Source organism: Aminobacter sp. 01T433, from assembly GCF_056398585.1.
Map to the genome: position 1 here is coordinate 197,504 of NZ_JBFTPR010000010.1, position 22,266 is coordinate 219,769.

A 22,266-nucleotide genomic window follows, 5' to 3' on the forward strand; every position below is an offset into this window, starting at 1 on the left:
CCGCCTGGTCGTATGCGCGGTGGCTATTTTGCTGGTTTGATGGCTGTCACGACGGTCTTGCCGGCCGTATCTGTCGAAAGGCTGATCAGGACCTTCTCGCCGGCCTTCAGCGTCTCCGCTTCGATGCCTTCAGGCAGCGTCAGCTTCTGACCACTGTCCAGGACAACCGCGTCCTTTGCCTTGTCGACGCTCTTAATCGTGGCGTTCAACTCCTTGGCGAATGCACCTGTGGACGCCACGGTCAGAATCGCTGCGGCAATGACGAACTTCTTCATGGTTCACTCCTGTTTCGTTTCGTCAGGCTGACTGAGACGGGAGCGACACTGGCAGGCGGATATTGCCGCGATATCGCCTGCGCATTACGAATTGGTAGGCCAAAGGCCACTTTCCGGACACGGTGACGCCCATAAAAAGGCCGACCGCCGGACAAGCCATGCGGTCGGCCTGAAGCGCGCTTGTTCGCTTCAGTTCGGCTTGCTGTGACGCGGATAGCTGCCCGTGTCGGGCGCGTTGGCGAAGCTCTGCAGGGTCTGTCCGCCATCGATCAGCCAGTCGACGCCGGTGATGTGGCGCGCCTCGTCGGAGGCGAGGAAGGCGACGGCGGCTGCCACGTCCTCGGGCTGGCCGATGCGGCGCAGCGGAATGCGGTCGGCAAAGCGCTGGATGCCGGCGGCATAGGCCTCGCGGTCGTTTGACGGTACGCCAAGCGTTGTTTCGATGACACCTGGGCAGATGGCGTTGACGCGGATGCCGTAGGCGGCGGCGTCGAGCGCTGCGACACGGGTTAGCCCAACCACGCCATGCTTGGTCGAGGCATAACCGGCGCCACCCGATAGCACGTCCCAGCCGGCCATCGACGAGCCCATATTGACGATCGAGCCTTCGATGCCGGCGGAAATCATCGCCTTGAGCGAGGCCTGGAGCACCAGGAACATGCTGCGCAGATTGATCCGCACGATGCGGTCCCAGTCTTCGACGGGCAGTTCGTGGACAGGCGCGACCTTGCCGGAAATGCCGGCATTGTTGAACACAGCATCGAGGCGGCCGAAGGCTTCGACCGTCTTTGCAACCGCCTGGCGGGCGGCAATCTCGTCGGAAACGTCGGCGGTGATGGCAATCGCCTTGTCGCCAAATGCCGAAGCGACCTGCGTGGCGCGTTCAGCGTCGAGGTCGACGACCGACACGCGGGCACCTTCATCGATGAAACGGCGCACCGCCGCACTGCCGATCGCGCCGCCACCGCCGGTGACCAGCACGACCTTGCCTTCGAAACGCATCATCTTCGTCTCCTGTGTTTAGTTGCCGTAAGCGCGCCAGGAATGGCGCGGCGCAAAGCCGAGTGTTTCCAGCGCATGCGTATTGTCGATGACCGCGTCATGGCCCGAAAGCGGACGCTTCAGCGGCGTTGCCGGGAAGGCGCGCTTGACCAGCGCGTCCGTAAGCTCTTCTGAATAGGTGTCGGCAGCGCTGAGGAAGGTGCGCAGATGGCCCTCGCCCTGCCAGGCCAGCGCCTTGATGAAGGCGTCGGCGGCGTCGCGCGCATCGAGATAGCTCCACAGGTCCCGCGCGGCATCGGCGAGGGTGCGGCGCGGGCCGACGCTGTCGAAGAAGCTCTCCGGCGTCTGGATCCAGGGCATGCGCAGGCTGACGGCCGTAAATGCGCCACGGCGCACGGCGGCCTCGACGATTTCTTCGCCGAGCCATTTCGACAGGCCATAAGCGTCCTGGGCGCCGATCGGGTGGTTGTGGTCGATGGGCAGATAGGCCGGGTCGACGAAGTTTTCGGCAAAGGGATAGCCGAGCACGCTGAAGGACGAGGCGTAGACGAAGCGCTTTGCCCTGGAAAGAGCGGCCGCCTCGATGACATTGTAGGCGATCGCCATGTTGGTCTTGAACACTTCGGCCGGCGCCTTGCCGAGCGGGCGCGGGATCGCGGCGATGTGGACGACAACATCGCAGTCGCGGATCAGCTGCAGTGTCAGGCCGAGATCGGTGAGGTCGGCGCTGATATGGGTCCAGGTGCAATCGGCAGGGGCGACCGCGTCGATGCCGAGCACGTCATGGCCGGCGGCGACAAAGGCTGAGGCGACATGGCGGCCAAGCAGTCCGCTCGATCCGGTAATGACGATTTTCATCTCAGGCTCCTCTTGTCGGTCACGTGGCCACTCGGCAAATATCGTTGATGGTCAAACAATCGGACACCGCAAACCGCTCTGCTTGTCAACGCATTTCTTGGCACAGGGGATAAGCACCTGTTGTAGTCGCAAGTCGCATGGCAAGGTGCTTCGGTCCGCCATATTGTGACAAGCAGCAAGCTCAAGGATTGACTTGGAAGTCGTCACGGTTTTTTGTATGACCACCAACAATCGGCAGTTCGCTGAAAAGGTAGGATCATGCCACTGGACAGCTTTTCGTCACATCGCCAGGACGCAGGGATCAAGATCGATCCGGCGCGCGTGGCGGTTATCGTCGTCGATATGATCAACGACTTCTGCAAGCCGGGCGGCGCCATGGTGCTGCCGGGCTATGAAGCGCTTGTCGGTCCACAGCTCAGCGTGGTCGAGGCGGCGCGTGCCGCCGGTGCGCCGGTGATCTGGGTGCATGATGCGCATCGCCGCAACATGCGCCGCGACCGCGAGTGGCTGAAACGCGCACCGCATTGCGTCGAAGGCACCTGGGGCACGGAGATCATCGACGATCTCGGCGCCCGCGACGACGAGATCCACATCATCAAGCGTCGCTATTCGTCGTTTTTCCAGACCGATCTCGACATGACGCTGAAGGACATGATGGTCGACCAGATCATCGTTTTTGGCGTGGTCACCAATATCTGCGTGCGTTCGACCGTGCATGATGCGTTCTTCAACGGCTACGAAGTCGTGGTGCCCGCCGATTGCTGTGCTGCCACCGGTCCGCGGGAGCAGGAAAGCACGCTCTATGACATCTCGACCCATTTCGGCGTCGTCAGCGATGCCGAAAGCGTGGTGAAAGCTCTGCGCGACGGAGTTTTCATCGAAAACGTCAACATCGCCGCATAACCTCTGGGGTCGGCGAATCTCAGGTTTCAAGCCAGGAGTTGGAAGCGCCGTGACAACCCTCGACGAAGCCCGGAAATTCAAGCGCAAGACGGCAGAAGTGGCCAACAAGCCGCTGAGCCGCGAAGAGACAATGACCCGATACACCAAGACCGGTTACGACCTAGACCTCCATCCCGCCCACGTCGTACGCCGCGCCCATCAGCGCGCCACGCTGTGTTTCCAGCAGGTCATGGCCGGTGAGGACCTGTCGCCGACGCAGTTCGCGGCCCTTGCCACGGTGCTCAAGCATGGCGAGGTTTCGCAGAACCATCTCGGCCGCATGACGGCGATGGATCCCTCCACCATCAGCCTGGTGGTGCGCAAGCTTTTGAAGCAGGGGCTGATCAAGCGCAGCGCGTCGGAGACCGACCAGCGCCTGACGATCATCACCCTGACCGACGAAGGCACGCGTTACACGCTCGACCGGCTCGAGCGCAGCGTCGAGGTCGGCCAGAAGCTGCTTTCGCCGCTGACGGCGGCCGAACAGGTGACGCTGCTCAGGCTGCTCCAGCGCATCAGCGGCGACGAGCCAGGCGGCGCCGAAGGCAAATGATCGTCTAGCGCCCCTTCACCAGACCATTCTCCGAAGCGACCGATTGCCGGCCTTGGGCCGGATCGACCCCCTCATGCCCCAAACAGACGCAAGGAATGCCATCGATGTCGCCTGAACCGCAAAACAAGGCCGCCGCCACCGACAAGCTCGTCATTCGCAACATCGGCCTGATGCTCAGCGGCGACCTCGCCCAGCCGATCCTCGATGCCGATACCATCATTGTCGTCGACGGCCGCATCGCTGCGGTCGGCAAGGCAACCGATCTTGATCTCGAAGATGCGACCAGCACCATCGACGCGCAGGGTTGCGTCGTAACCCCCGGCCTGATCGACAACCATGTCCACCCCGTTGCCGGTGACTGGACCCCGCGCCAGAACCAGATCGGCTGGATCGATTCGACGCTGCATGGCGGCGTCACCACCATCATCTCGGCCGGCGAGGCGCATTATCCGGGCCGGCCGCGCGACATCGTCGGCATCAAGGCGCTGGGCATCGCGGCACAGCGGACTTTCGCCAATTTCCGTCCGAGTGGCATGAAGATCATCGCCGGCGCGCCTGTGCTCGAACACGGCATGACCGAAAATGACTTCCGCGAGCTGGCCGATGCCGGCGTGACGCTGATCGGCGAAGTCGGCCTCGGCGGCGTCAAGGACGGACCGACCGGCAAGCAGATGATTGCCTGGGCGCGCAAACACGGCATGACCTCGATGACCCACACTGGTGGGCCTTCGATCCCCGGTTCGGGCCGCATCGGCGCCGATGTCGTGCTCGAAGTTGATGCCGATGTGGTGGCGCATGTGAATGGCGGGCCGACCGCGCTGCCCGATGATGAGATCCGCCGCATCTGCGAAGAAGGCACCCGCGCGCTGGAAATCGTTCATAACGGTAATCTGCGGACCGGCCTGTTCGTGCTCGGCATCGCCAAGGAGCGCAACGAGCTCGACCGCGTCATTTTGGGCACCGACGGTCCGGCTGGTTCGGGCGTTCAGCCGCTCGGTATCCTGCGCACCATCTGCCATCTCGCCTCGCTCGGCGACGTGCCGACCGAAATCGTCTTCTGCTTTGCAACCGGCAATACCGCACGGGTGCGCAAGCTCGACGATCGTGGCGTGATCGAGGCCGGCCGCGCCGCCGACCTGGTGTTCATGGATCAGGCAGCAGGCGGCATCGGCAAGGATTTCCTCGAAAGCCTGGCACTCGGCAACTTGCCCGGCATCGGCATGATCATGGTCGACGGTGTGGTGCGCACAGCCCGCAGCCGCAACACCCCGCCAGCGATCCGCGTGCCGGAAGTGGTTGCGGCCTGATCGCCGAGTTATCCGACAGGAACGAAAAAGCGGCCCCGAGAGGCCGCTTTTTCTTTAGCTTACGCCGTCCTTGCCGACGATCTGGTCCTTGGTCAGCCCGCCGACACGTGGATGCGGGCGGCCCGAATCGGTGACGGCAATCGCCACCACGATTTCGTCGTCGCGCGGCGCGTCCGAAATGCGCACTTCCATGCCATCGAAGTGGCTGCGCACCTTGGCAGCGTCCTTGTGGCCCAATGGAATGTCGAGCGGAATGCCGAGGCCGCCACGCTTCTTGGACGACGGGATCAGGGCCGCGCCCTTGCCGAGAATGTCGCGGAACGGGGCGCCGAGCTTGGGGTGCAAGATGGCGGCTGCATGCTCCAGCTCGCCATCGGCGCCCACCGCTGCGGCCTTGCCGAAGCTCTCGACCTGGTCGCCTGCAATGCCGAGCGCTGCAACGGCACGGCGCGGCAGAATGTCGCCGAGTTCAGCACCGACGTCGCTGAGGGCTGAGAGGTCATCGACGAAGGTGCCGACATAGGGGTTGCGGATGACTGCAACCGCCGCGGCGCGGCGCGTCGGTGGATTGACCGCCTTGCCGCCCTCTGTGCGCGTCTCTTCGACGATGGTGATGATTCGCCGGATTTCGACGCTCATCGCAAGCCGTCCTCGCCCTTTATGTCCTTCGCATCGAGGCCGCCGACGCGAGCATGCACGCGCGAACCCGTGGTCATCGCCAGCACGAATACCAGCTCGTTGTTGCGCGGCGCGTCGTTGATGCCGACCTCGATCGCGTCGAAATGGCTGCGCACATAAGAGGCGTTGACGTGGGTGACCGGAATGTCGATGCGAACGCCGGGGCCGCCGACCTTCTTGCTCGACGGCACGATCGCCTTGGCGCCACCCAGAAGCTCGCGCATCGCGTAGCCACCGGGGTTGTGCCAAAGGGCGCCGTGCTCGAGTTCGCCGCCACCACCAACGATGGAGCCTTTGCCGTAGCTCTCGATCGCCGAGGCATCGCCGCCAAGCGCTTCGAGCAGGCGGGTCGCCATTTCGAGGCCGAGCGGCTTCAGATCTTCCATGAACGGGGTGATGTCTTCGACATAGCGCCCGGCATAGGGATTGGCGACGACGGCAAGCACGGTGCCGCGCTTGATCGGCTCGGCGCGCACCGGCCCGCCTTCATGAAAAATCTCTTCGACCTGTACGACAAACTTCCTGACAACAACGTCCGGCATCGACTGCTCCACATTCTGGCGGGCTGAAAAACTTGTTAGAGTAGCAACAATTATCGGTTCGCCATATTTGTCAAGCCGGATGCGTGAAACCGCCGCCGCGTCGATTGTTCACATCGATTTTGGCCGCTCGCTGACCGATTGACAGTTTGTCGGGCCACCCATAAAGTCATATGACCACCAACAAGTTTTCCGGGCATCGAGGAAGAGCCCGACGCTTGATGCCAAGGTGTCAATTGGGGAGTTGAGATGAAAAGCGTATTCCGTAAATGCATTATCGCCGGCGCGGCTCTTGCGGCCTCGATCGGCTCGGCGGCAGCCCAGGACAAGGTGTCCGTCGCGGCGATCTCCGGCTATTTCGCGCAAGGCTTCGGCATCACGATCGTCGACGGTCTCAACAAGGCCAAGACCGATTTTGGCATCGACATGAAGCTGGTCGACACTGGCAACCGCGCGCTCGACTATGAAGAGCAGTTCGCAAACCTTGCCAAGGGCGGCCAGTACGACCTGATCTTCGTCATGGGCTGGGAACTGGTCGACGCGCTGACCAAGGCGAGCGAAGCCTATCCGAACCAGCGTTTCGTCTTCATCGACGGCGTGCTCGATTCAGACAAGATCATCTATGCCAACTTCGCCGAGGAGCAGGGCTCCTTCGTTGCTGGCGCGCTTGCCGGCATGATCGAAAACCAGGGCAGCGGCTTCGACAAGATCGGCGACGGCAAGGCCATCGGCTTTGTCGGCGGCCGCGACATTCCCGTCATCCGCAACTTTCTCGGCGGTTATGAGGAGGGCTCGAAATATGCAGCCCCCGACGTCAAGGTGAACCCGGTTTTCGCCGGCACTTTCGATGATCCGGCAAAGGGCAGCGAGCTGGCATTGGCGCTCTACGGCCAGGGTGCCGACATCGTCTACAACGTCGCTGGCCCAACGGGCGAAGGCGTCATGCAGGCAAGCGCTGCCGCCGACAAATACTCGATCGGCGTCGACATCGACATGTGCGGCTCGGCTCCGGGCAACGTGCTGGCCTCGATGCTCAAGCGCGGCGACATCGCCGTCTACTCGCTGATCAAGGACGAGGTCGAAGGCCGCAAGATCACGCCGGGCACCCGCACGTTCGACCTCGCCGCAGGTGGCGTCGAAGTGAAGATCTGCGACGACATCGCGCCGTCCATCCCAGCCGACGTGACCGCCAAGCTTGACGAGATCAAGAAGGGCATCGCTGACGGATCGATCAAGGTCACACGGCACAAATAAGATGCTGCCTTTCTCCGCGAGCCGCCCCCACGGCTCGCGGAACCATTTCTCCCAAGACTAGGTAGAGACGTATCCGTTCCGTCCGTCGGGACGGGTACGTCTGAAGCTGCGAGGCTCTCGTGTCGACCACGTCGCCAGCCATGACGGCACAAAACGCCGTCGAATTGATCGGCATCACCAAGCGTTTCGGCGCCTTCGTTGCCAATGAGGATGTCAATCTCACCGTCAAGCGCGGCGAGATACACGCCATCATCGGTGAAAACGGTGCTGGCAAGACGACGCTGATGAACATCCTGTTTGGGCTGTTGCAGCCCGACGAAGGCAAGATCCGCCTGAATGGCGAGGACACGGTGGTCGGCGATCCCGCGACAGCGATCACCGCGGGCCTCGGCATGGTGCACCAGCACTTCAAGCTTGTGCCGTCGCTGTCGGTTGCCGACAACGTCTTCCTTGGCATGGAAATCCGCCGCAACGGCCTGATCGACCATACAGCCCAGGTCGAAAAGACCCGCGAGCTGTCCGAACGCTTCGGCCTCAAGGTCGAGCCGACCGAGCGCGTGTCGCTGCTGTCTGTCGGCATCGAGCAGCGCATCGAAATCCTGAAAGTGCTGGCGCGTGGCGCCCGAACGATCATTCTCGACGAGCCGACAGCGGTGCTGACGCCGCAGGAAAGCCGCGAGCTGTTCCAGACGCTGCGCGGCTTCGTTGCCGACGGCATGACCGTCATCTTCATCTCGCATCATCTTGAAGAGGTGATGGAGGTTTCAGACACCGTCACCGTGCTGCGCCATGGCAAGCATGTCGCGACGCGGCCGACGGCCGAGCTGACCAAGGCCGACATGGTGCGCATGATGGTCGGTCGCGATGTCAGCTTCGACCGCCGCCCGCGTGAAAAGTCGGACGGCAAGGTCGTGCTCGACGTCAACAATCTGTGGGCGCGCGACGATCGCCGCCTGCCGGCTTTGCGTGACGCCAGCTTCACCGTCCGCGCCGGCGAGATCGTCGGCATCGCCGGTGTCGCCGGCAACGGCCAGACCGAGCTTGCCGAAGTGCTGTCTGGCCTGCGTCCGGCAAGCCACGGTTCGGCGATGCTCAAGGGCAGCGATCTGACCACGCTTTCGACGTCTGCTATCCGCGAGGCTGGCCTTGCCCACGTGCCGGGCGACCGGCTCGTGCGTGGCGTCGACGGCAGTGCATCCATCTCCTCCAATCTCCTGATGGGGCGGCAAAACAAGGCGCCGTGGAGCCGTAACGGCGTCATCGACTGGCGGGCCGCGGCCAACCAGGCCGTGGAGATGATCAAGCGTTTCGATATTCGCGCCCGTGGTCCCGAAGACACCGTCAAGCGGCTGTCGGGCGGCAACATCCAGAAGGTCGTTCTGGCCCGCGAATTCACCAATCAGGCGGACTTCCTGCTGATCGATCAGCCGACGCGCGGTGTCGACATCGGTGCGCAGGAATCCATTCACGACGAGATCATGCGCCAGCGTGCCACCGGCCGCGCCGTGCTCGTCATTTCAGTGCAGCTCGACGAACTGCTCACCTTGGCCGACCGCATCCTGGTGATGTTCAACGGTCGGATCATGGGCGAGGTCGACGGCGACAGCGCCGACAGCGAAAGGATCGGCATGATGATGGCAGGTCTCGAACCCGGCAATGCTTCGGACGAGGTGGTCTCGTGAACGACAAATTGCGTGCATTCTCCGGCCAGATCGTCGCCGTCCTTATCGCGCTCGCCATAGGTGCTGTGATCATCATGCTGATCGACGAAAGCCCCATCAAGGTGTTCATGACCTTGATGCGCGGCGCCTTCGGCGACCAGGCCAAGATCGCCGGCACCTTGTTGCAGACCACGCCTATCCTGATCTGCGGCATCGCCGCCTGCATCGGCTTGCGCGGTGGCATGTTCAATGTCGGCATCGAGGGCCAACTCTTCCTCGGCGGCTTTGCTGCTGCCTGGGTCGGCTTCGCCATGCCGCTGCCGCCTGGCCTGCATGTCGTGGTCGCCATGACGGTTGCCGTGATCGCGGGCGCTGCCTGGGTTTCGATCCCCGCCTTCTTCCGGACTCGATACGGCACAAACGAGGTCGTCTCGACGATCCTGTCCAACTACGTCGCGGTGCTGCTGACCTCTTACCTCACCATCTTCCTGTTCAAGCGTCCCGGCGGCTGGTCGGAAACACCGCCGATCCTGGCGACCGCCTACCTGCCCGAGTTGTTTTCCTTCTCGCGGCTGAACTGGGGCCTGATCATCGGTCTGGCGCTCGCCTTCTTCGTTGCCTGGTTCTTCCGCTCCACGGCCAAGGGCTACTCGATCTCGATGGTCGGCTCGGCGCCGAAATTCGCCGAATATGGCGGCATCGACGTCAAGCGTCAGGGCTTCCTGGTGCTGCTGGCATCGGGTGCGGTCGGTGGTCTTGCCGGCGGCATCGAAACGCTCGGCGTGCATCACCGCTTCATGGAAGGCTTCGCGCCTGGCTTCGGTTTCGACGGCCTGATCGCGGCCCTTCTCGCCAATGGTTCGCCGATCGGCACCATCGTCACCGCGCTGTTTTTCGGCGCGCTGCGCAACGGTTCGCTGCTGCTTGAGACCGATACCAACGCTTCGCGCGAAATCATCACCGTGATCCAGGCGCTGATTATCCTGAGCGTCTCGGCGCAGGTCCTGATGAAGCGTCGCGGCGACAGCACGGCAGGAGAGCGCCGATGGAAATTCTAAGCCTTTTCAACGTAGCACTGCTCGTCGCAACGCTGCGGATGACAGCACCGATCCTGCTTGTCGCACTTGGCGGCTCGTTCACCACCAAGGCCGGCATCTTCAACATCGGCCTTGAAGGCCAGATGCTGGTCGGCGCCTTCTTCGCCGTGCTCGGTTCGATCTGGTCGGGCTCGGCATTGGTCGGCGTCGCCTGTGGCGTGGCAGCAGCCCTGGTCTTCGCGCTCGCATTCGCCGTGCTGGTCGTCAGCTTCCGGGCCAATGAAGTGGTGGTGGGTCTCGCGCTCAACATCCTCGCCGGCGGCATGACCATTTCGCTGATGAAGGCTATCTTCGGCACACGCGGCTCGATCGTCGGCAAGGGCATCGTCGGCCTGCCCAAGGTGCAGATCCCCGGTGCCAAAGATCTGCTGGGTTCGTGGGCGCCGCTGATCAACGGCTTCACGCCGATGGTCTATGTCGCCTTCATCGCCGTGCCGCTGCTGGTGCTGTTTTACAAGCGCACGCGCCTTGGCCTTTACATCCGCGTCGTCGGTGAAAAGCCTGAGGCCGCCGAAGCGCTCGGCATTTCGATCACCCGCGTTCGCTACATCGCCTCGCTGCTGTGCGGCCTGCTTGCCGGCCTTGCCGGTGCGCACCTGTCGCTTGGCTACATCACCATGTTCACCGAGAACATGTCGTCGGGCCGTGGCTTCATGGCGGTCGCCATCCTGATCTTCTCCAATGGCAGCCCGTTGAAGGTACTGGCGGGCTGCCTGCTGTTTGGTTTCGCCGACGCGTTTTCGCTCAGGCTCCAGACCTTCGGCTTCCCGTCCTACCTGGTCCTGGCGGTGCCTTATCTGGTGGCGCTGACGGCACTGTTTGCCCTGTCTTATCGCAGCCGTCCGAAGATCATCCGCGAGACCCTGGAGAGCATGCGCAAGCTGCTTTCGGTCGACAACAAGCCGGCCGAGTCCGGCAAATAACCTCTCACGCTGAAGGGCTGTAACAAGGAATGGAACGTATAATTCTCGACGTGGATTCGGCCGGCGATGACATTCTCGCCGTGCTGTTTGCCGCGGCCAACCCCAACGTCAAGCTGGAAGCCGTGACGGCCTGCACCGGTGCTGCTGGTCCCATCGAGCAGGTCACCAATGTCGTGCTCAACACGCTGTCGCTCGCCGGCCGCGACGACATCCCGGTCTACGCTGGCGCCTGGCGTCCGATCGTTGGCCACTCCAAGGCCGACATGGAAGCGCCGGTGCATTTTGAAAAGCGCCTGACCGCACGGTTCGGCGATCGCCTCAAGCAGTTCAACCCGCCGGCCCCCACGCCCAAGCGTGCGGCGACGCCGGGTCACGCCGTTGATTTCATCATCAACACGGTGATGTCCAATCCGGGCGAGATCACGCTTGTTACCACCGGTCCGCTGACCAATGCGGCGATGGCTCTGCTGCAGGAGCCTAGGCTGACCACGGTGCTCAAGCGCCTGATCGTTCTCGGTGGCACCTTCACCACGCCCGGCAACATCACGCCGGTGACGGAATACAACATCTGGGCCGACCCGGAGGCCTCGCGCATCGTGCTCAATGCCGATGTCGACAAGATCCTTGTGCCGCTCGATATCTGCGAGGACAACCGCGTCGCAACCTCCATGCTGACGCGTGACGATATCGCCGACATGCAGGCGACAGCCAAGAACAACCCGGTGCTCGACATGATCGCCGAGGTGTTCCCGATCTACATCGACATCTGGCGCGAGTTCTTCGGTCTTGTCGGCTTCCCGCTCGATGACGTCATTACCGTAGCACTCGCCTTCGATCCGGAGCTGGCGACGCTGACCGAGCCGCTGTTCGTCGACGTGCTGCTCGACGGGCGCGTGGCGCGCGGCCAGACGGTTGCTTATCGCGGTTTCCAGATCCTGCCTGGCGGCGGACCCAAGACCACCCGCATCGGCACCGATCTCGAAGGTCGCCGCTTCCTCGAAATGTTCAAGCAAACCATCGCGCGCTACGAGCGGGCAGCGTGAGGGGCGAAATCATGACAGCTACACCTATCCTCTTCGATTGCGATCCCGGTCACGACGACGCCATTGCGCTCGTGATGGCCCATCGTTCGCCTGATATCGAACTGCTCGGCGTGACCACCACCTGCGGCAACTCCGAACTCGAAAAGACGACGACCAACGCGCTGCGCATCCTGGAATATATCGGCGCCGGTAACGTGCCGGTCGCGGCTGGCTGCCATCGCCCGCTGGCGCGCCCGCTGGTGCTCGGCACGGCCGACGGTCCGAGCGGCCTCGAGGGCTCGCCCTACCTGCCGCAGGCGACCATCAAGCAGGTCGACCAGCATGCCGTCGACTTCCTAGCAGAAAAGTTGCTTGCCTCAGCCGAGCCGATCCTGGTGGTCGCCACCGGCCCGCTCAGCAACATCGGTCTCTTGATCCTCAAGCACCCCGAGGTGCTACCCAAGATCAAGGAACTGCTCTGGATGGGCGGCGTGTTCTACCGCAAGAGCGAGATCATCACGCCGACCGAATTCAACGCCTTCTGCGATCCCGAAGCGCTGCGCATCGTGCTCGATTCCGGCGTGCCGATCACCATGGTCGGCCTCGACGTGACGATGCAGGTTCTGGTCGAAGCGCCTCAATATGCGGAGCTTGCCACGATCGACACGCCGCTCGGCAAGCTCGTCAACGACTGGCTGCTGTATTACGAGAAGCTGCACCGCAATTCGATGGGTGTCGGCGGGGCCATGCACGATCCGCTTGTGCTGGCGCTGGCGATCGACCCGACGCTGGTCAAGACCCGTCCGGCCCATATCGGTGTCGACCTCTCGGGCACATTTACCTTCGGCGCCACGGTCGCCGACTTCTGGGGCGAACGCGGCGAAAAAGACAACGCCAAGATCGCCTATGAGGTCGATGCCGACCGCTTCTTCAAGCTGATGTTCGATCTCCTCAGGGATTGAACGTCGCTCATGAAGTGACGTCGAAGGAGGGCGGCGGACATTCCTGGCCCGCGCCGCCGCCCAAACTTTTGATCGCTAGTGCTGGCCGCGATGCCAGCGCAGCGACATGCAAGACAAGCCAGCGTCGATCTTGCCGATCTCGGTGGTCTTGAGCGCGACAACCTTGTAGCCGAGCTGGTCGAGCATCTCGATGGTCCTGGGATAGTCCGCGCCAACCATCACCACGTCATTGACGCGCAGCGCGTTGGCGGCAGGCTCCTCGCCTTCGGGGATGAGCACTTCGCGAAAACCCTTGAACACGCCCGAACGCGCGAGCCGCTTTGTCGAAAGCATGGTCTCGCTGTCGAGCAGCGAACAGTCGCTCTTGAAATGCAGCACGCCTTCGGGTGTCTGCACGATCTCGCCCTTGCGGCCGATCTTGGCGAGGCTTGCGATCAGCCCTTCCGCGCCGGCACGATCGGTGCGGGCCGACAGGCCGATCATCACACTTTTCGGCGTCGTCAGCACGTCGCCGCCATCGGCGAAGCCGGGCGAGGGCAAGTCGAGAACCGTCTCGAACATCTTCCTCAGTGTCGGCGCGATCTCGGCTGTTTCGTTGGCACGGGTCTCGGCTCCCGGACGGAGCAGGACAGCCCCCTCGGGGAAGACCAGGGCGGGATCTTCGACAAAGATCGAATCCGGAAAGTTTTCGAGCGCCGGCAGCACTGTCACCTCGACGCCCGCAGCCCTCAGCGCTGCGATGTAGGCTGCGTGCTCGGTCTTCACGCCGTCGAAGGTCGGGTTGCCGCGATCATCGGCACGCAGGCCGTTGACCACCGACCGCGCCGGTTCGCGCACGATGGCCGCGTTGAATTCGTAGACCGCTGGCTTGGATGTCATGTCGGTGGCTCGTGTTCGGGGTGGCGCAGATTTACATCAACGTGCCCGAATTGGCGGGACCTGTCGACGGGGCAACTATTGCCCCTGCGCGCGTCGAAACTCGCTCGGCGACTGGCCGGCGATGCGGCGGAAATCGCGGCTGAAATGATAGGGGTCGGCATAACCGCAGGCGAGCGCCACGGCGGCGATCTTGGCATCCGATGCCGTCAGCAGGCGCTTGGCCAGGTTCATGCGCTCGTGGCGGATCCAGTCCATCGGCGTCGTGCCGGTTTTTTCCTTGAACTGTCGGTGCAGTTGCGAGGCGCTTAGATTGGAAACTGTAGCCAACTCCTCGATCTGCCAGTTGTGGGAAATATCGGCGCGCACCCCGCGCATGACACGCAACACGCGCTCGCCCCGGTCCTCGGAGCTGTCCTGCTCGCCGCGTTCGGCGACGAGCAATTCGACAAGCTGGGCGACGACGGCGCTTGAAGTGGCGTCGGTCGTCTGCCCGCGCCGGGCGAGGTTGTCGATGGCCCGCTCGAAGATGGCATCGCCTTCGCCTGATGTGGCGAATAGCGGGTTTCCGGTGACGCGCAGGAACGAGAAGACCGCATCGAGCCCATGGCCCTCGATGCTCATCCAGAGATAATCCCAGTGCTCGGCGTCGGGATGGCAGCCATGGGCATATTGCAGCGATGTGTCGAGCCAGGCGATGGTTTGAGGGCCAGCCGCGACCCTGCTGCCGCCGAGTTCGATCAGGCCGAGCCCGGAGAGCGTATAGATCAGCGTATGATGGTGGAACCGCCGGGTGACGAAGCCGTCTTGATGGGAAAAGCGCGTGCGGCCGGCAACCAGGATCTTGTAGGGGTAAGCGTCCGAATGCCGGCCTGGCGTGTGGAAGAAGATCTCATTGCTTTCGTCCGTCAGCATGGTCATTTTTGCGCAGGCATGGCCTTCAAAGGGTTCGCGCTGTTGTATCCGGCCACAAACGGCGATGCGAGTTTTATCCAGCAATGTGCGAGTGGCGTGCATTCATTTTTTGCCCTTTGCCATTAGGCTGAACGCAGCCAGCCGTTTTGCGGCGGCAATCCATTGATTGGAGCGTTGGATGACCGCTACCTTGTCGGCAAGCGTGCAGGCTCAGGCTTTTGAGCCGTTGTCTGCCACCTTCGCCCAGAACCCATACCCGGCCTATGCGGCGCTGCGCGACAAGGGCACGCCCCAGTTCTTCGCTGATTTCGATATGTGGCTGGTGACGCGCTTCGACGATGTCGCGGCCATCGCCCGCGATATCTCGATGGTGCGCTCGCCCGAATTCTTCATGTCCGAAGAAGAGATCACCGAGCAGAAGCGCCTGCAGAACTGGCTCGACATGCCGCATCATCAGCGCTTCGTACAGTTTTCCATGCTCGACAGCGACGGCGAGGTGCATGACCGGCTGCGCAAGCAGGTGTTTCGGGAATTCACTCCGGCCTTCATTGCCCGCCAGCGCTCAATGATCCAGAGTTTCGTCGATAAGCTGGTCGACAGTCTGATCGACAAGGGCGAGATCGATTTCGTCGAAGAGCTTGCCGCTCAGGTGCCTGGCCACATCATCGGCCGCGTGCTTGGCGTGCCGGATGAGGATTGTCCGCAGCTGCGCGTCTGGTCGGAAAGGGTTGTCCAGTTCTTCGACATCGACCGCTCTAACGAGCGCAAGGCGCTGGCCGAGCAGGCGACGACCGAGTTTTATCACTACCTGCTCGAGCTGATGGCGGAGCGCCGCAAGGCGCCGCAGGAAGACCTCATCACCCGGCTGATGGCCGCGCAGGATGCCGGCGCGCTCAATGAGGACGAGCTGGTTTCGACCTGCATGCTGATCCTGATGGCCGGCCATGGCTCGACCATCGACGTGCTGGGCTCCGGCATGCATGCGCTGCTGCGCTTTCCCGACCAGATGGCGCGGCTGAAGTCCGACCCTGGCCTGATCCATACCGCGATCCAGGAGATGTTTCGCTATGAGGCGCCGCTGCCCTTCTTCCATCGCTACGCGACAACGGAAACTGTGGTCGGCGGCCAGAGTTTTGCGCGCGGCACCAAGTTTGGCCTGCTCTATGGCGCTGCCAACCGCGATCCGGCGCAATTCGAGAACCCTGATACCTTCGATGTCGGCCGCAACCCGAACCGGCACCTCGCCTTTGGCGGTGGTGCGCATTTCTGCCTCGGCAACCATCTGGCGCGGCTCGACATGGAGGTGATCTTCACCACGCTGCTCAAGCGCCTGTCGTCGATCTCGCTTGTCGACGCCGAACCGCAATACAAGCGCGGCCTGTCCGTGCGCGGCCCCAAGGCGCTGCGCCTGGCGCTGACGCCTGCCTGATCCGGAGATTTTTGATGTACCGCGTAACCTTCATCGACGCCGACGGGCTGGCGACCGAACTCACTGCCCAGCAGGGGCAAAGCGTCATGTCCGTGGCTGTCGCCAACGGCATCGACCAGATCCTCGCCGAATGCGGCGGCTCCTGCGCCTGCGGCACCTGCCATTGTTATGTCGACGACACCTGGACCGATCGTCTTTCCCCGCCCGACGATTCCGAGCAGGGCATGATCGAGTGCCTGATGAACCCGACGGAGCGCAGCCGCTTGAGCTGCCAACTCAAGATGTCGGAAGCGCTCGATGGCCTGGTCGTGCATCTGCCACGCGAGCAGTACTGAGACAGCTCAAACCGATGGCGTGACGCGCGACGCGATCCACGCCCCGACGATCTCGACATCGCCGGCGTCGAAGCCATGGCCCGAAGATATGGTGCGGGCGTCGACTTGAGCACCCGCGTCGCGCAGCAGGCCGGCGAGGTCGGGACCAAAACTGCTGAATACGTCGACGTCGCCGGCAATGAGCAGCGCATCGACATCGGACAGGTCGGCAGTGGGCGGCTGTTCGAGGACCATCGCTGCCCGAAGCAGGCCTGCGCGGCGGATCAGATGCGGATGCAAAAGCATCGTTGCCGCCAGCATGTTGGCGCCATTGGAATGGCCGACGAAGAACAGCTTTTCGGCATCGATCCGATAGGCTTCGACAGCACCCTCGATGAAGGCGGCCAGTGCTTCGGCCTCGGATTTGATGTCGGCCTGGTCGAATTTGTTGGCTGAAAGCCGGCGGAACCAGCGCGGCGTGCCTTCGTCGGTGGCGCGGCCGCGCAAGGCCAGCAGCGTCGCGCGCGGGGCAGCTTTGGCAGCGAATGGCAGCAGGGAGGTCTCGTTGCCGCCCGAGCCGTGCAGCAAGACAACCACGCTGCCGTCGGCATTCTCAGGCGTGTAGAAACGGTGGACGAAGGGCAGGTCGCGATAGATCACGCGCTCTTCGCCGGGCCAGGAGAATTGCGGCAGCATGGTTCGCAGCTCGTCGATCTTGTCGGCACGTTCGGGCGGTACGAACAGATGCGTGCCGAGTTCATTAGCCGGTTCATCGACAGCCATGCCAGGTCCGTCGGTCGCCAGTTCGAACAGCGTGCCGCCCGGCTCGCGAACATAAAGCGAGTAGAAATATTTGCGGTCGTGCACATTGGTGATGGTCGAATTGCTGGAGGCGAGTTCGCCGTGCACCTGCTCGACCTCGTCGGTGTCTTTGGCGCGGAAAGCGATGTGGTCGATGGTTCCGGTGCCTGGCGCGCTGGTCCAGAAGCCCTTGGCGTCCCTGATGTCGATGATGTCGCCGGATTCCGAGACAAGGCGCCGGATGAACTCGGTGCCTTGCGCCGGCCGGTAGCCGAAATGGCGCATAAGAAAGGTTTCAGTCAGTTCGGGCACTTCGCTGAGGAGGGTCGCGCCGCGGATGCGGCGGATCGCCTGCTCTGCCGGCACGTCGCTGCCCTCCCAAGCGGCGGGCGCTGGAAAACCACTGACGCCGACGAGCTTGACGATCACGCCGTCGGGGTCCTTGAGCCGCAAGGTCGGTTCGCCCATCTCCTCCGACGGGCCTGATATCTCGATGTGGTGGGAAAGCGCCCGGGTCAGCCAGAAGCCGATGCTCGAGGGTTCGATGGCGAGCGAAATTTCGCTGGGCTGGCCATGGCCGACACGCCCCTGGGCGCCGTCTTCCCAGACAAGGAAGGTGATCAGCGTGCCCGGGTTGGCCGCGCCGTCGCCGTAGAAGAGGTGCAGCTGCGTGGCGTCTTCATAGCCGCCGGTCTGCTTGACCAGGCGAAGGCCAAGGAAGCCGACATAAAAATCGACATTGGCCTGCACCTTGCGGGTGATGAGCGTGACGTGGTGGATTCCGGCGCCCATGACGCACTCCTGGTCGATTTGCTTTGGTCCGACATTCCATCAGGCGGGCATGGCACGCAACCGATGTTCTGTAAGATCGCGTGCATCTGTCGTGCGCCTGACACAGGCCTTGGATAAATGCGGCGCATTGCATCTTTGCCGCCGCCTTGTTGCACGTGATTTTTTAGCTGAGACCGGATTTTGGAGCGCCGCAACCAGTCAGCGGTGTGAGGACCATACTGCCCATCTTTCGCGCGGCCGGCGACCGCGCACCATTCGCCGCAAACAAAAAGGCCGCGCTGGGCGCGGCCTTCATTGTCGGTACGCCGAGGCTACAAACCTACCACTCCAAAACGATCTTGCCGGCTTCGCCATTGGCGGCGTTGTGGAAGGCGGCCTGGTAGTCGTCGGCCTTCATGCGGCTGGTGATGACCTTGCGGATGTCGAGGCCGCTTTCCAGCATGGCCAGCATCTTGTGCCAGGTCTCGAACATCTCGCGGCCATAGATGCCCTTGAGCGTGATCATCTTGAAAACGATCTTGGCGAGGTCGATGGGGAAGGGCTTAGCCGGCACGCCGAGCAGCGCGATGCGGCCGCCCATCAGCGTGTGCTCGATCAGCTGGTCGAAAGCTGCCGGCGAGCCGCTCATCTCAAAGCCGACGTCGAAGCCTTCGCGCATGCGCAGCCGGGCCATGGCGTCGCGCAGATCTTCCTCGGCGACGTTGACTGGGGTGACGTCGGCCACCTGGGTGGCGAGTTCGAGGCGCTTCGGGTTGACGTCGGTGATGACGACATGACGAGCGCCGCAATGGCGTGCGACGGCGGCACCCATGATGCCGATGGGGCCGGCACCGGTGATCAGGACATCTTCGCCGGCGACGTCGAAGGACAGTGCGGTGTGCACGGCGTTCCCAAGCGGATCGAGGATCGCGCCAAGCTCGTCGTCGATCGAATCGGGCAGCGGCACGACGTTGAAGGCCGGGATGCGGACATATTCGGCGAAGGCGCCGGGCAGGTTGACGCCGATGCCCTGGGTTTCCGGGTCGAGGTGGTAGCGGCCGGCGCGGCTGGCGCGGCTGCGCATGCCAATGACATGGCCTTCTCCCGAAACGCGTTGGCCGACCTTGAAGCCGCGCACATGGGCGCCGAGCTCGACGATCTCACCGGCATATTCATGGCCGGTGATCATCGACACCGGCACGGTCTTCGCCGCCCATTCGTCCCACTTGTAGATATGGATGTCGGTACCGCAGATGCCTGTCTTGTTGACCTTGATCAGCACGTCATCCGGCCCGACCTTGGGCACGGGGCGTTCTTCCATCCAGATACCGGGCTCGGCCTTGGCCTTGACGAGTGCGCGCATGGGAAAACTCCTGACTGTCAGATAATGCCGAGCGTCTTGCCGGCGTCGGCAAAGGCGTCGATGGCAAGGGTGATATCGGCGTCGTCGAGTGCTGCCGACATCTGGGTGCGGATGCGCGCCTTGCCTTGGGGGACGACCGGATAGAAGAAGCCGGCGACATAGATGCCGCGCTCGTCGAGCGCCTTGGCCATGCGCTGGGCAAGGACAGCATCGCCCAGCATCACCGGGATGATCGGCGTCTCGCCGGGCAGAAGCGTGAAACCGGCCGCCGACATGCCTTGACGGAAACGCGTCGTGTGGCCGGCAAGCTTGGCGCGCAGGTCATCGGCCTCGCGGGCGATCTCGATGGCTTTCAGGGAACCCGCGGCAATCGCCGGAGCCAGCGAGTTGGAAAACAGATATGGCCTGGCGCGCTGGCGCAAGAGGTCGATGATCGGCTGTGCTGCGGCGATGAAGCCGCCCATGGCGCCGCCCAATGTCTTGCCGAAGGTGCCGGTGACGATGTCGACACGGTCGCCGGCGCCGGTCAGAGCAGGCGTGCCGCGACCCTTTTCACCGAGATGGCCGGTGGCGTGGCAATCGTCGACGGCAACGATGGCGCCGAAGCGGTCGGCCAGTGCGCAGATGTCCTTGAGTTTCGCGACATGGCCGTCCATCGAAAACACACCGTCAGTGACGATCAGCTTGAAGCCCTTGCCCTCGGCGTCCGCCTTCTTGAGCTGGGCTTCAAGTTCGTTCATGTCGCCCTGGGCGTAACGATAGCGCCGGGCCTTGCTGAGGCGAACGCCGTCGATGATCGACGCATGGTTCAGGCTGTCGGAGATGATGGCGTCATCTTGGCCGAGCAGGGTTTCGAACAGGCCGCCATTGGCGTCGAAGCAGGCGGCAAACAGGATCGCGTCGTCCTTGCCGAGATAGTCTGCTATGGCGTGCTCGAGTTCGCGATGCAGGTCCTGGGTGCCGCAGATGAAGCGCACCGAAGCCATGCCGAAGCCGTAGTCGTCCAGCGCCTGCTTGGCGGCATCGCGGATCGCTGCATTGTCGGCGAGGCCGAGATAGTTGTTGGCGCAGAGATTGACCATCTGGCGTTCGCCGGCCGGACCCTTCACCTTGATGCGGCCCGACTGCGGGCCGGTGATTTCACGCTCGCGCTTGTACAGGCCGTCGGCCTCGATACCCTGGAGAACGCTTGATATGTGGGAAAGGAAATCTTGGCTCATGGTCTCGCCATTCCGTTAAGGTGGAAATTCCGGTATATCGGATATTGCGTCAAGTCTAGTGGAATTCACTTGTGCCAGCGGGCCCAGCCGCAAATGCCTCGCAGTACGGCCGGCGCGGTGCTATCAGAGAGCCGGCTTTGGGGGAGGCGACATGGAACTGAATGACGCGCCGAAGATCGGCCCGGTGATCCAGAAGGAACGCAAGGAGCGCCACCTGACGCTCGACCGGCTTGCGGCGATTTCCGGCGTTTCGCGCTCCATGCTGTCGCAGATCGAACGTGGCGAGGCTAACCCGACCTTCGCGGTGCTGTGGTCGCTGACCCAGGCGCTCGGCATCGACTTCGCCCAGCTGATCGCTGGCGGGATCACCCATCAGAAGAAGACGGATACGATTGATCTTGTAAGCCTGGCGCTGACGCCCGAGATCAAGAGCCCAGAAGGTGCCTGGCGGCTGCGCATCTTGAGCCCGCCGGCGCTGGCTGGCCGGGTCGAGTGGTATGAGCTCGAGATCGCGCCCGGCTGCAAGCTGCAGAGCGCCCCGCATGCGCCCGGCACCTTCGAGCACCTGACCGCCCATACCGACGGCCTTTGGGTGGAAACCGAGCATGGGCGCCAGGCGCTCAAGACCGGAGAGACCGCGCGTTATCGCGCCGATGTCGGCCACGAGATCACCAATTCAGGCGAGAAATTGGCCAAGGCGCTGATGGTGGTGTTTTACGAACAGGACGCCTGAGCTGATCAGCCAGGCACAGGCTTTCAGCTCGTGGAGGGAGCGGTGGGCCTGGCGGTTCGCCTCGGCAAGGTCGGCTACGGGGCGACGCTGACTTTGAGCGAAAAAACGATCCCATGCCCGCGCATCTATATAGAAGTGCCTGGCATGACGAAGCATCATCCACCGCACCGACACGAAGCCGGTATATGAAGCCTATATATAGAGTGTCTGATCCCGCTCCTATTATAGAGCCACCAGGCGGTGGCGTCGCCCCATCTGGCGGGGCCGAGATCAGCACCAGGCGCCATGTGCCTACGCGCCGTATAATAGCCCGATCAATGTCCTCATCCCCGACGGATCCGGTGCTGAAGCTATCCTGGGCGCGATGGGCGCCCTGGCCACTGCGCAAAGGCGCGATGACGCCCGACCTTCGGCAATGCCATCTCCCTATATAGTGTGAGACGTTTTCTCGCCGCGCGGGTCCGCCACGGCGCGGAAAGCGCAATCAAGGTGCCCTGCAATGTCGGGTCGATCGAGGCTCGTGAAACCAGCGATCTGGCAGTCCCCGACGCTGGCGAACTGGTGACCGTTACAACACCGACGCCGGGCGGCAGCGGTTTCACGTGAATCGGCCCTGAAGCATTTGGCCGAGGCTGCTTGTCGGGCTCCCGATTCCGTTTGTTTTGGTGTCATTTCGCGTCTGACGAGCCATTGCCGCCTTGGTTTTCGCGTTGAGATTGAATGGGTTGGGTGGGTTGGGCTGTGGCGGTGGTTGGATTTGGGCGGGTTTTG

Annotated in this window: 22 protein-coding genes; 12 read left to right on the forward strand and 10 right to left on the reverse strand. The window is 62.9% G+C overall.

Annotated features, from left to right (window positions below):
* Positions 1-23: 23 nt before the first annotated feature.
* The 3 genes from AC1DLV_RS18950 to AC1DLV_RS18960 form a co-directional block, all read right to left on the reverse strand.
* Entirely contained in the window at positions 24-275 is a 252-nt protein-coding gene (locus tag AC1DLV_RS18950) for a DUF1344 domain-containing protein (protein ID WP_476801424.1), read from the reverse strand.
* A gap of 189 nt (positions 276-464) precedes the next feature.
* Positions 465-1,280, reverse strand: a complete 816-nt coding sequence (locus AC1DLV_RS18955) for an SDR family NAD(P)-dependent oxidoreductase (RefSeq protein WP_476801425.1) — start codon at positions 1,278-1,280, stop codon at positions 465-467.
* 15 nt (positions 1,281-1,295) lie between these two features.
* Positions 1,296-2,135 carry an NAD-dependent epimerase/dehydratase family protein gene (locus AC1DLV_RS18960; RefSeq protein ID WP_476801426.1) on the reverse strand — a complete coding sequence of 280 codons (840 nt, stop codon included), beginning with the start codon at positions 2,133-2,135 and terminating at the stop codon, positions 1,296-1,298.
* Positions 2,136-2,393: 258 nt separating this feature from the next.
* Between AC1DLV_RS18960 and AC1DLV_RS18965 the strand changes: the two genes are divergently transcribed.
* The 3 genes from AC1DLV_RS18965 (at position 2,394) to AC1DLV_RS18975 (ending at position 4,937) form a co-directional block, all read left to right on the forward strand.
* Entirely contained in the window at positions 2,394-3,038 is a 645-nt protein-coding gene (locus AC1DLV_RS18965) for a cysteine hydrolase family protein (RefSeq protein WP_476801427.1), read from the forward strand.
* 49 nt (positions 3,039-3,087) lie between these two features.
* Positions 3,088-3,630: a MarR family winged helix-turn-helix transcriptional regulator gene (locus AC1DLV_RS18970; protein WP_476786110.1), complete on the forward strand. Its 543-nt coding sequence runs from the start codon at positions 3,088-3,090 to the stop codon at positions 3,628-3,630.
* Between the two features lie 104 nt (positions 3,631-3,734).
* Positions 3,735-4,937, forward strand: coding sequence for an amidohydrolase family protein (locus AC1DLV_RS18975; protein WP_476801428.1), 1,203 nt, complete (start codon positions 3,735-3,737; stop codon positions 4,935-4,937).
* 54 nt (positions 4,938-4,991) lie between these two features.
* Here AC1DLV_RS18975 and AC1DLV_RS18980 read toward each other — a convergent pair whose 3' ends face one another.
* Together AC1DLV_RS18980 and AC1DLV_RS18985 are read right to left on the reverse strand one after the other, a co-directional pair.
* Positions 4,992-5,576, reverse strand: coding sequence for an amino acid synthesis family protein (locus tag AC1DLV_RS18980; RefSeq protein WP_476801429.1), 585 nt, complete (start codon positions 5,574-5,576; stop codon positions 4,992-4,994).
* Positions 5,573-6,157, reverse strand: coding sequence for an amino acid synthesis family protein (locus tag AC1DLV_RS18985; RefSeq protein WP_476801430.1), 585 nt, complete (start codon positions 6,155-6,157; stop codon positions 5,573-5,575). Before AC1DLV_RS18985 ends, AC1DLV_RS18980 begins: the two co-directional genes overlap by 4 nt.
* Before the next feature lie 246 nt (positions 6,158-6,403).
* On the opposite strand from AC1DLV_RS18985, the gene AC1DLV_RS18990 reads away from it, so the two are divergent.
* From AC1DLV_RS18990 to AC1DLV_RS19015, 6 genes are all read left to right on the forward strand, one after another.
* Positions 6,404-7,408 (forward strand): BMP family lipoprotein, encoded by a 1,005-nt coding sequence (locus AC1DLV_RS18990; protein WP_476781944.1) that lies wholly within the window; start codon positions 6,404-6,406, stop codon positions 7,406-7,408.
* A 140-nt stretch (positions 7,409-7,548) separates the two neighbouring features.
* Positions 7,549-9,090, forward strand: coding sequence for an ABC transporter ATP-binding protein (locus tag AC1DLV_RS18995; RefSeq protein WP_476801450.1), 1,542 nt, complete (start codon positions 7,549-7,551; stop codon positions 9,088-9,090).
* Positions 9,087-10,127, forward strand: coding sequence for an ABC transporter permease (locus AC1DLV_RS19000; protein ID WP_476801431.1), 1,041 nt, complete (start codon positions 9,087-9,089; stop codon positions 10,125-10,127). The genes AC1DLV_RS18995 and AC1DLV_RS19000 overlap by 4 nt, the downstream gene beginning before the upstream one ends.
* Positions 10,115-11,089 carry an ABC transporter permease gene (locus AC1DLV_RS19005; protein WP_476781941.1) on the forward strand — a complete coding sequence of 325 codons (975 nt, stop codon included), beginning with the start codon at positions 10,115-10,117 and terminating at the stop codon, positions 11,087-11,089. Before AC1DLV_RS19000 ends, AC1DLV_RS19005 begins: the two co-directional genes overlap by 13 nt.
* A 29-nt stretch (positions 11,090-11,118) precedes the next feature.
* Positions 11,119-12,132: a nucleoside hydrolase gene (locus tag AC1DLV_RS19010; RefSeq protein ID WP_476801432.1), complete on the forward strand. Its 1,014-nt coding sequence runs from the start codon at positions 11,119-11,121 to the stop codon at positions 12,130-12,132.
* 11 nt (positions 12,133-12,143) lie between these two features.
* Positions 12,144-13,073 (forward strand): nucleoside hydrolase, encoded by a 930-nt coding sequence (locus AC1DLV_RS19015; RefSeq protein ID WP_476801433.1) that lies wholly within the window; start codon positions 12,144-12,146, stop codon positions 13,071-13,073.
* Positions 13,074-13,148: 75 nt separating this feature from the next.
* Here AC1DLV_RS19015 and AC1DLV_RS19020 read toward each other — a convergent pair whose 3' ends face one another.
* Positions 13,149-13,952 (reverse strand): arginine deiminase family protein, encoded by an 804-nt coding sequence (locus AC1DLV_RS19020; RefSeq protein ID WP_476801434.1) that lies wholly within the window; start codon positions 13,950-13,952, stop codon positions 13,149-13,151.
* A 75-nt stretch (positions 13,953-14,027) separates the two neighbouring features.
* Positions 14,028-14,870: a helix-turn-helix transcriptional regulator gene (locus AC1DLV_RS19025; protein WP_476801435.1), complete on the reverse strand. Its 843-nt coding sequence runs from the start codon at positions 14,868-14,870 to the stop codon at positions 14,028-14,030.
* A gap of 172 nt (positions 14,871-15,042) precedes the next feature.
* Between AC1DLV_RS19025 and AC1DLV_RS19030 the strand changes: the two genes are divergently transcribed.
* Together AC1DLV_RS19030 and AC1DLV_RS19035 are read left to right on the forward strand one after the other, a co-directional pair.
* Complete coding sequence (locus AC1DLV_RS19030) at positions 15,043-16,293, forward strand: cytochrome P450 (protein WP_476801436.1); 1,251 nt, start codon at positions 15,043-15,045, stop codon at positions 16,291-16,293.
* A gap of 14 nt (positions 16,294-16,307) precedes the next feature.
* Positions 16,308-16,628 carry a 2Fe-2S iron-sulfur cluster-binding protein gene (locus tag AC1DLV_RS19035; RefSeq protein WP_476801437.1) on the forward strand — a complete coding sequence of 107 codons (321 nt, stop codon included), beginning with the start codon at positions 16,308-16,310 and terminating at the stop codon, positions 16,626-16,628.
* A 6-nt stretch (positions 16,629-16,634) separates the two neighbouring features.
* Here AC1DLV_RS19035 and AC1DLV_RS19040 read toward each other — a convergent pair whose 3' ends face one another.
* From AC1DLV_RS19040 to AC1DLV_RS19050, 3 genes are all read right to left on the reverse strand, one after another.
* A complete protein-coding gene (locus tag AC1DLV_RS19040; RefSeq protein ID WP_476801438.1) occupies positions 16,635-18,200 on the reverse strand; it encodes a VOC family protein in 1,566 nt (521 codons plus the stop codon).
* A gap of 319 nt (positions 18,201-18,519) precedes the next feature.
* The gene (gene tdh, locus AC1DLV_RS19045; protein WP_476801439.1) at positions 18,520-19,542 is read right to left on the reverse strand and encodes an L-threonine 3-dehydrogenase; all 1,023 of its coding nucleotides are present in this window, start codon (positions 19,540-19,542) and stop codon (positions 18,520-18,522) included.
* Between the two features lie 17 nt (positions 19,543-19,559).
* Positions 19,560-20,762, reverse strand: coding sequence for a glycine C-acetyltransferase (locus AC1DLV_RS19050; RefSeq protein ID WP_476801440.1), 1,203 nt, complete (start codon positions 20,760-20,762; stop codon positions 19,560-19,562).
* 151 nt (positions 20,763-20,913) lie between these two features.
* Here AC1DLV_RS19050 and AC1DLV_RS19055 point away from each other — a divergent pair, with 151 nt between their 5' ends.
* Positions 20,914-21,495: a helix-turn-helix domain-containing protein gene (locus tag AC1DLV_RS19055; protein WP_476801441.1), complete on the forward strand. Its 582-nt coding sequence runs from the start codon at positions 20,914-20,916 to the stop codon at positions 21,493-21,495.
* Positions 21,496-22,266 lie beyond the last annotated feature (771 nt).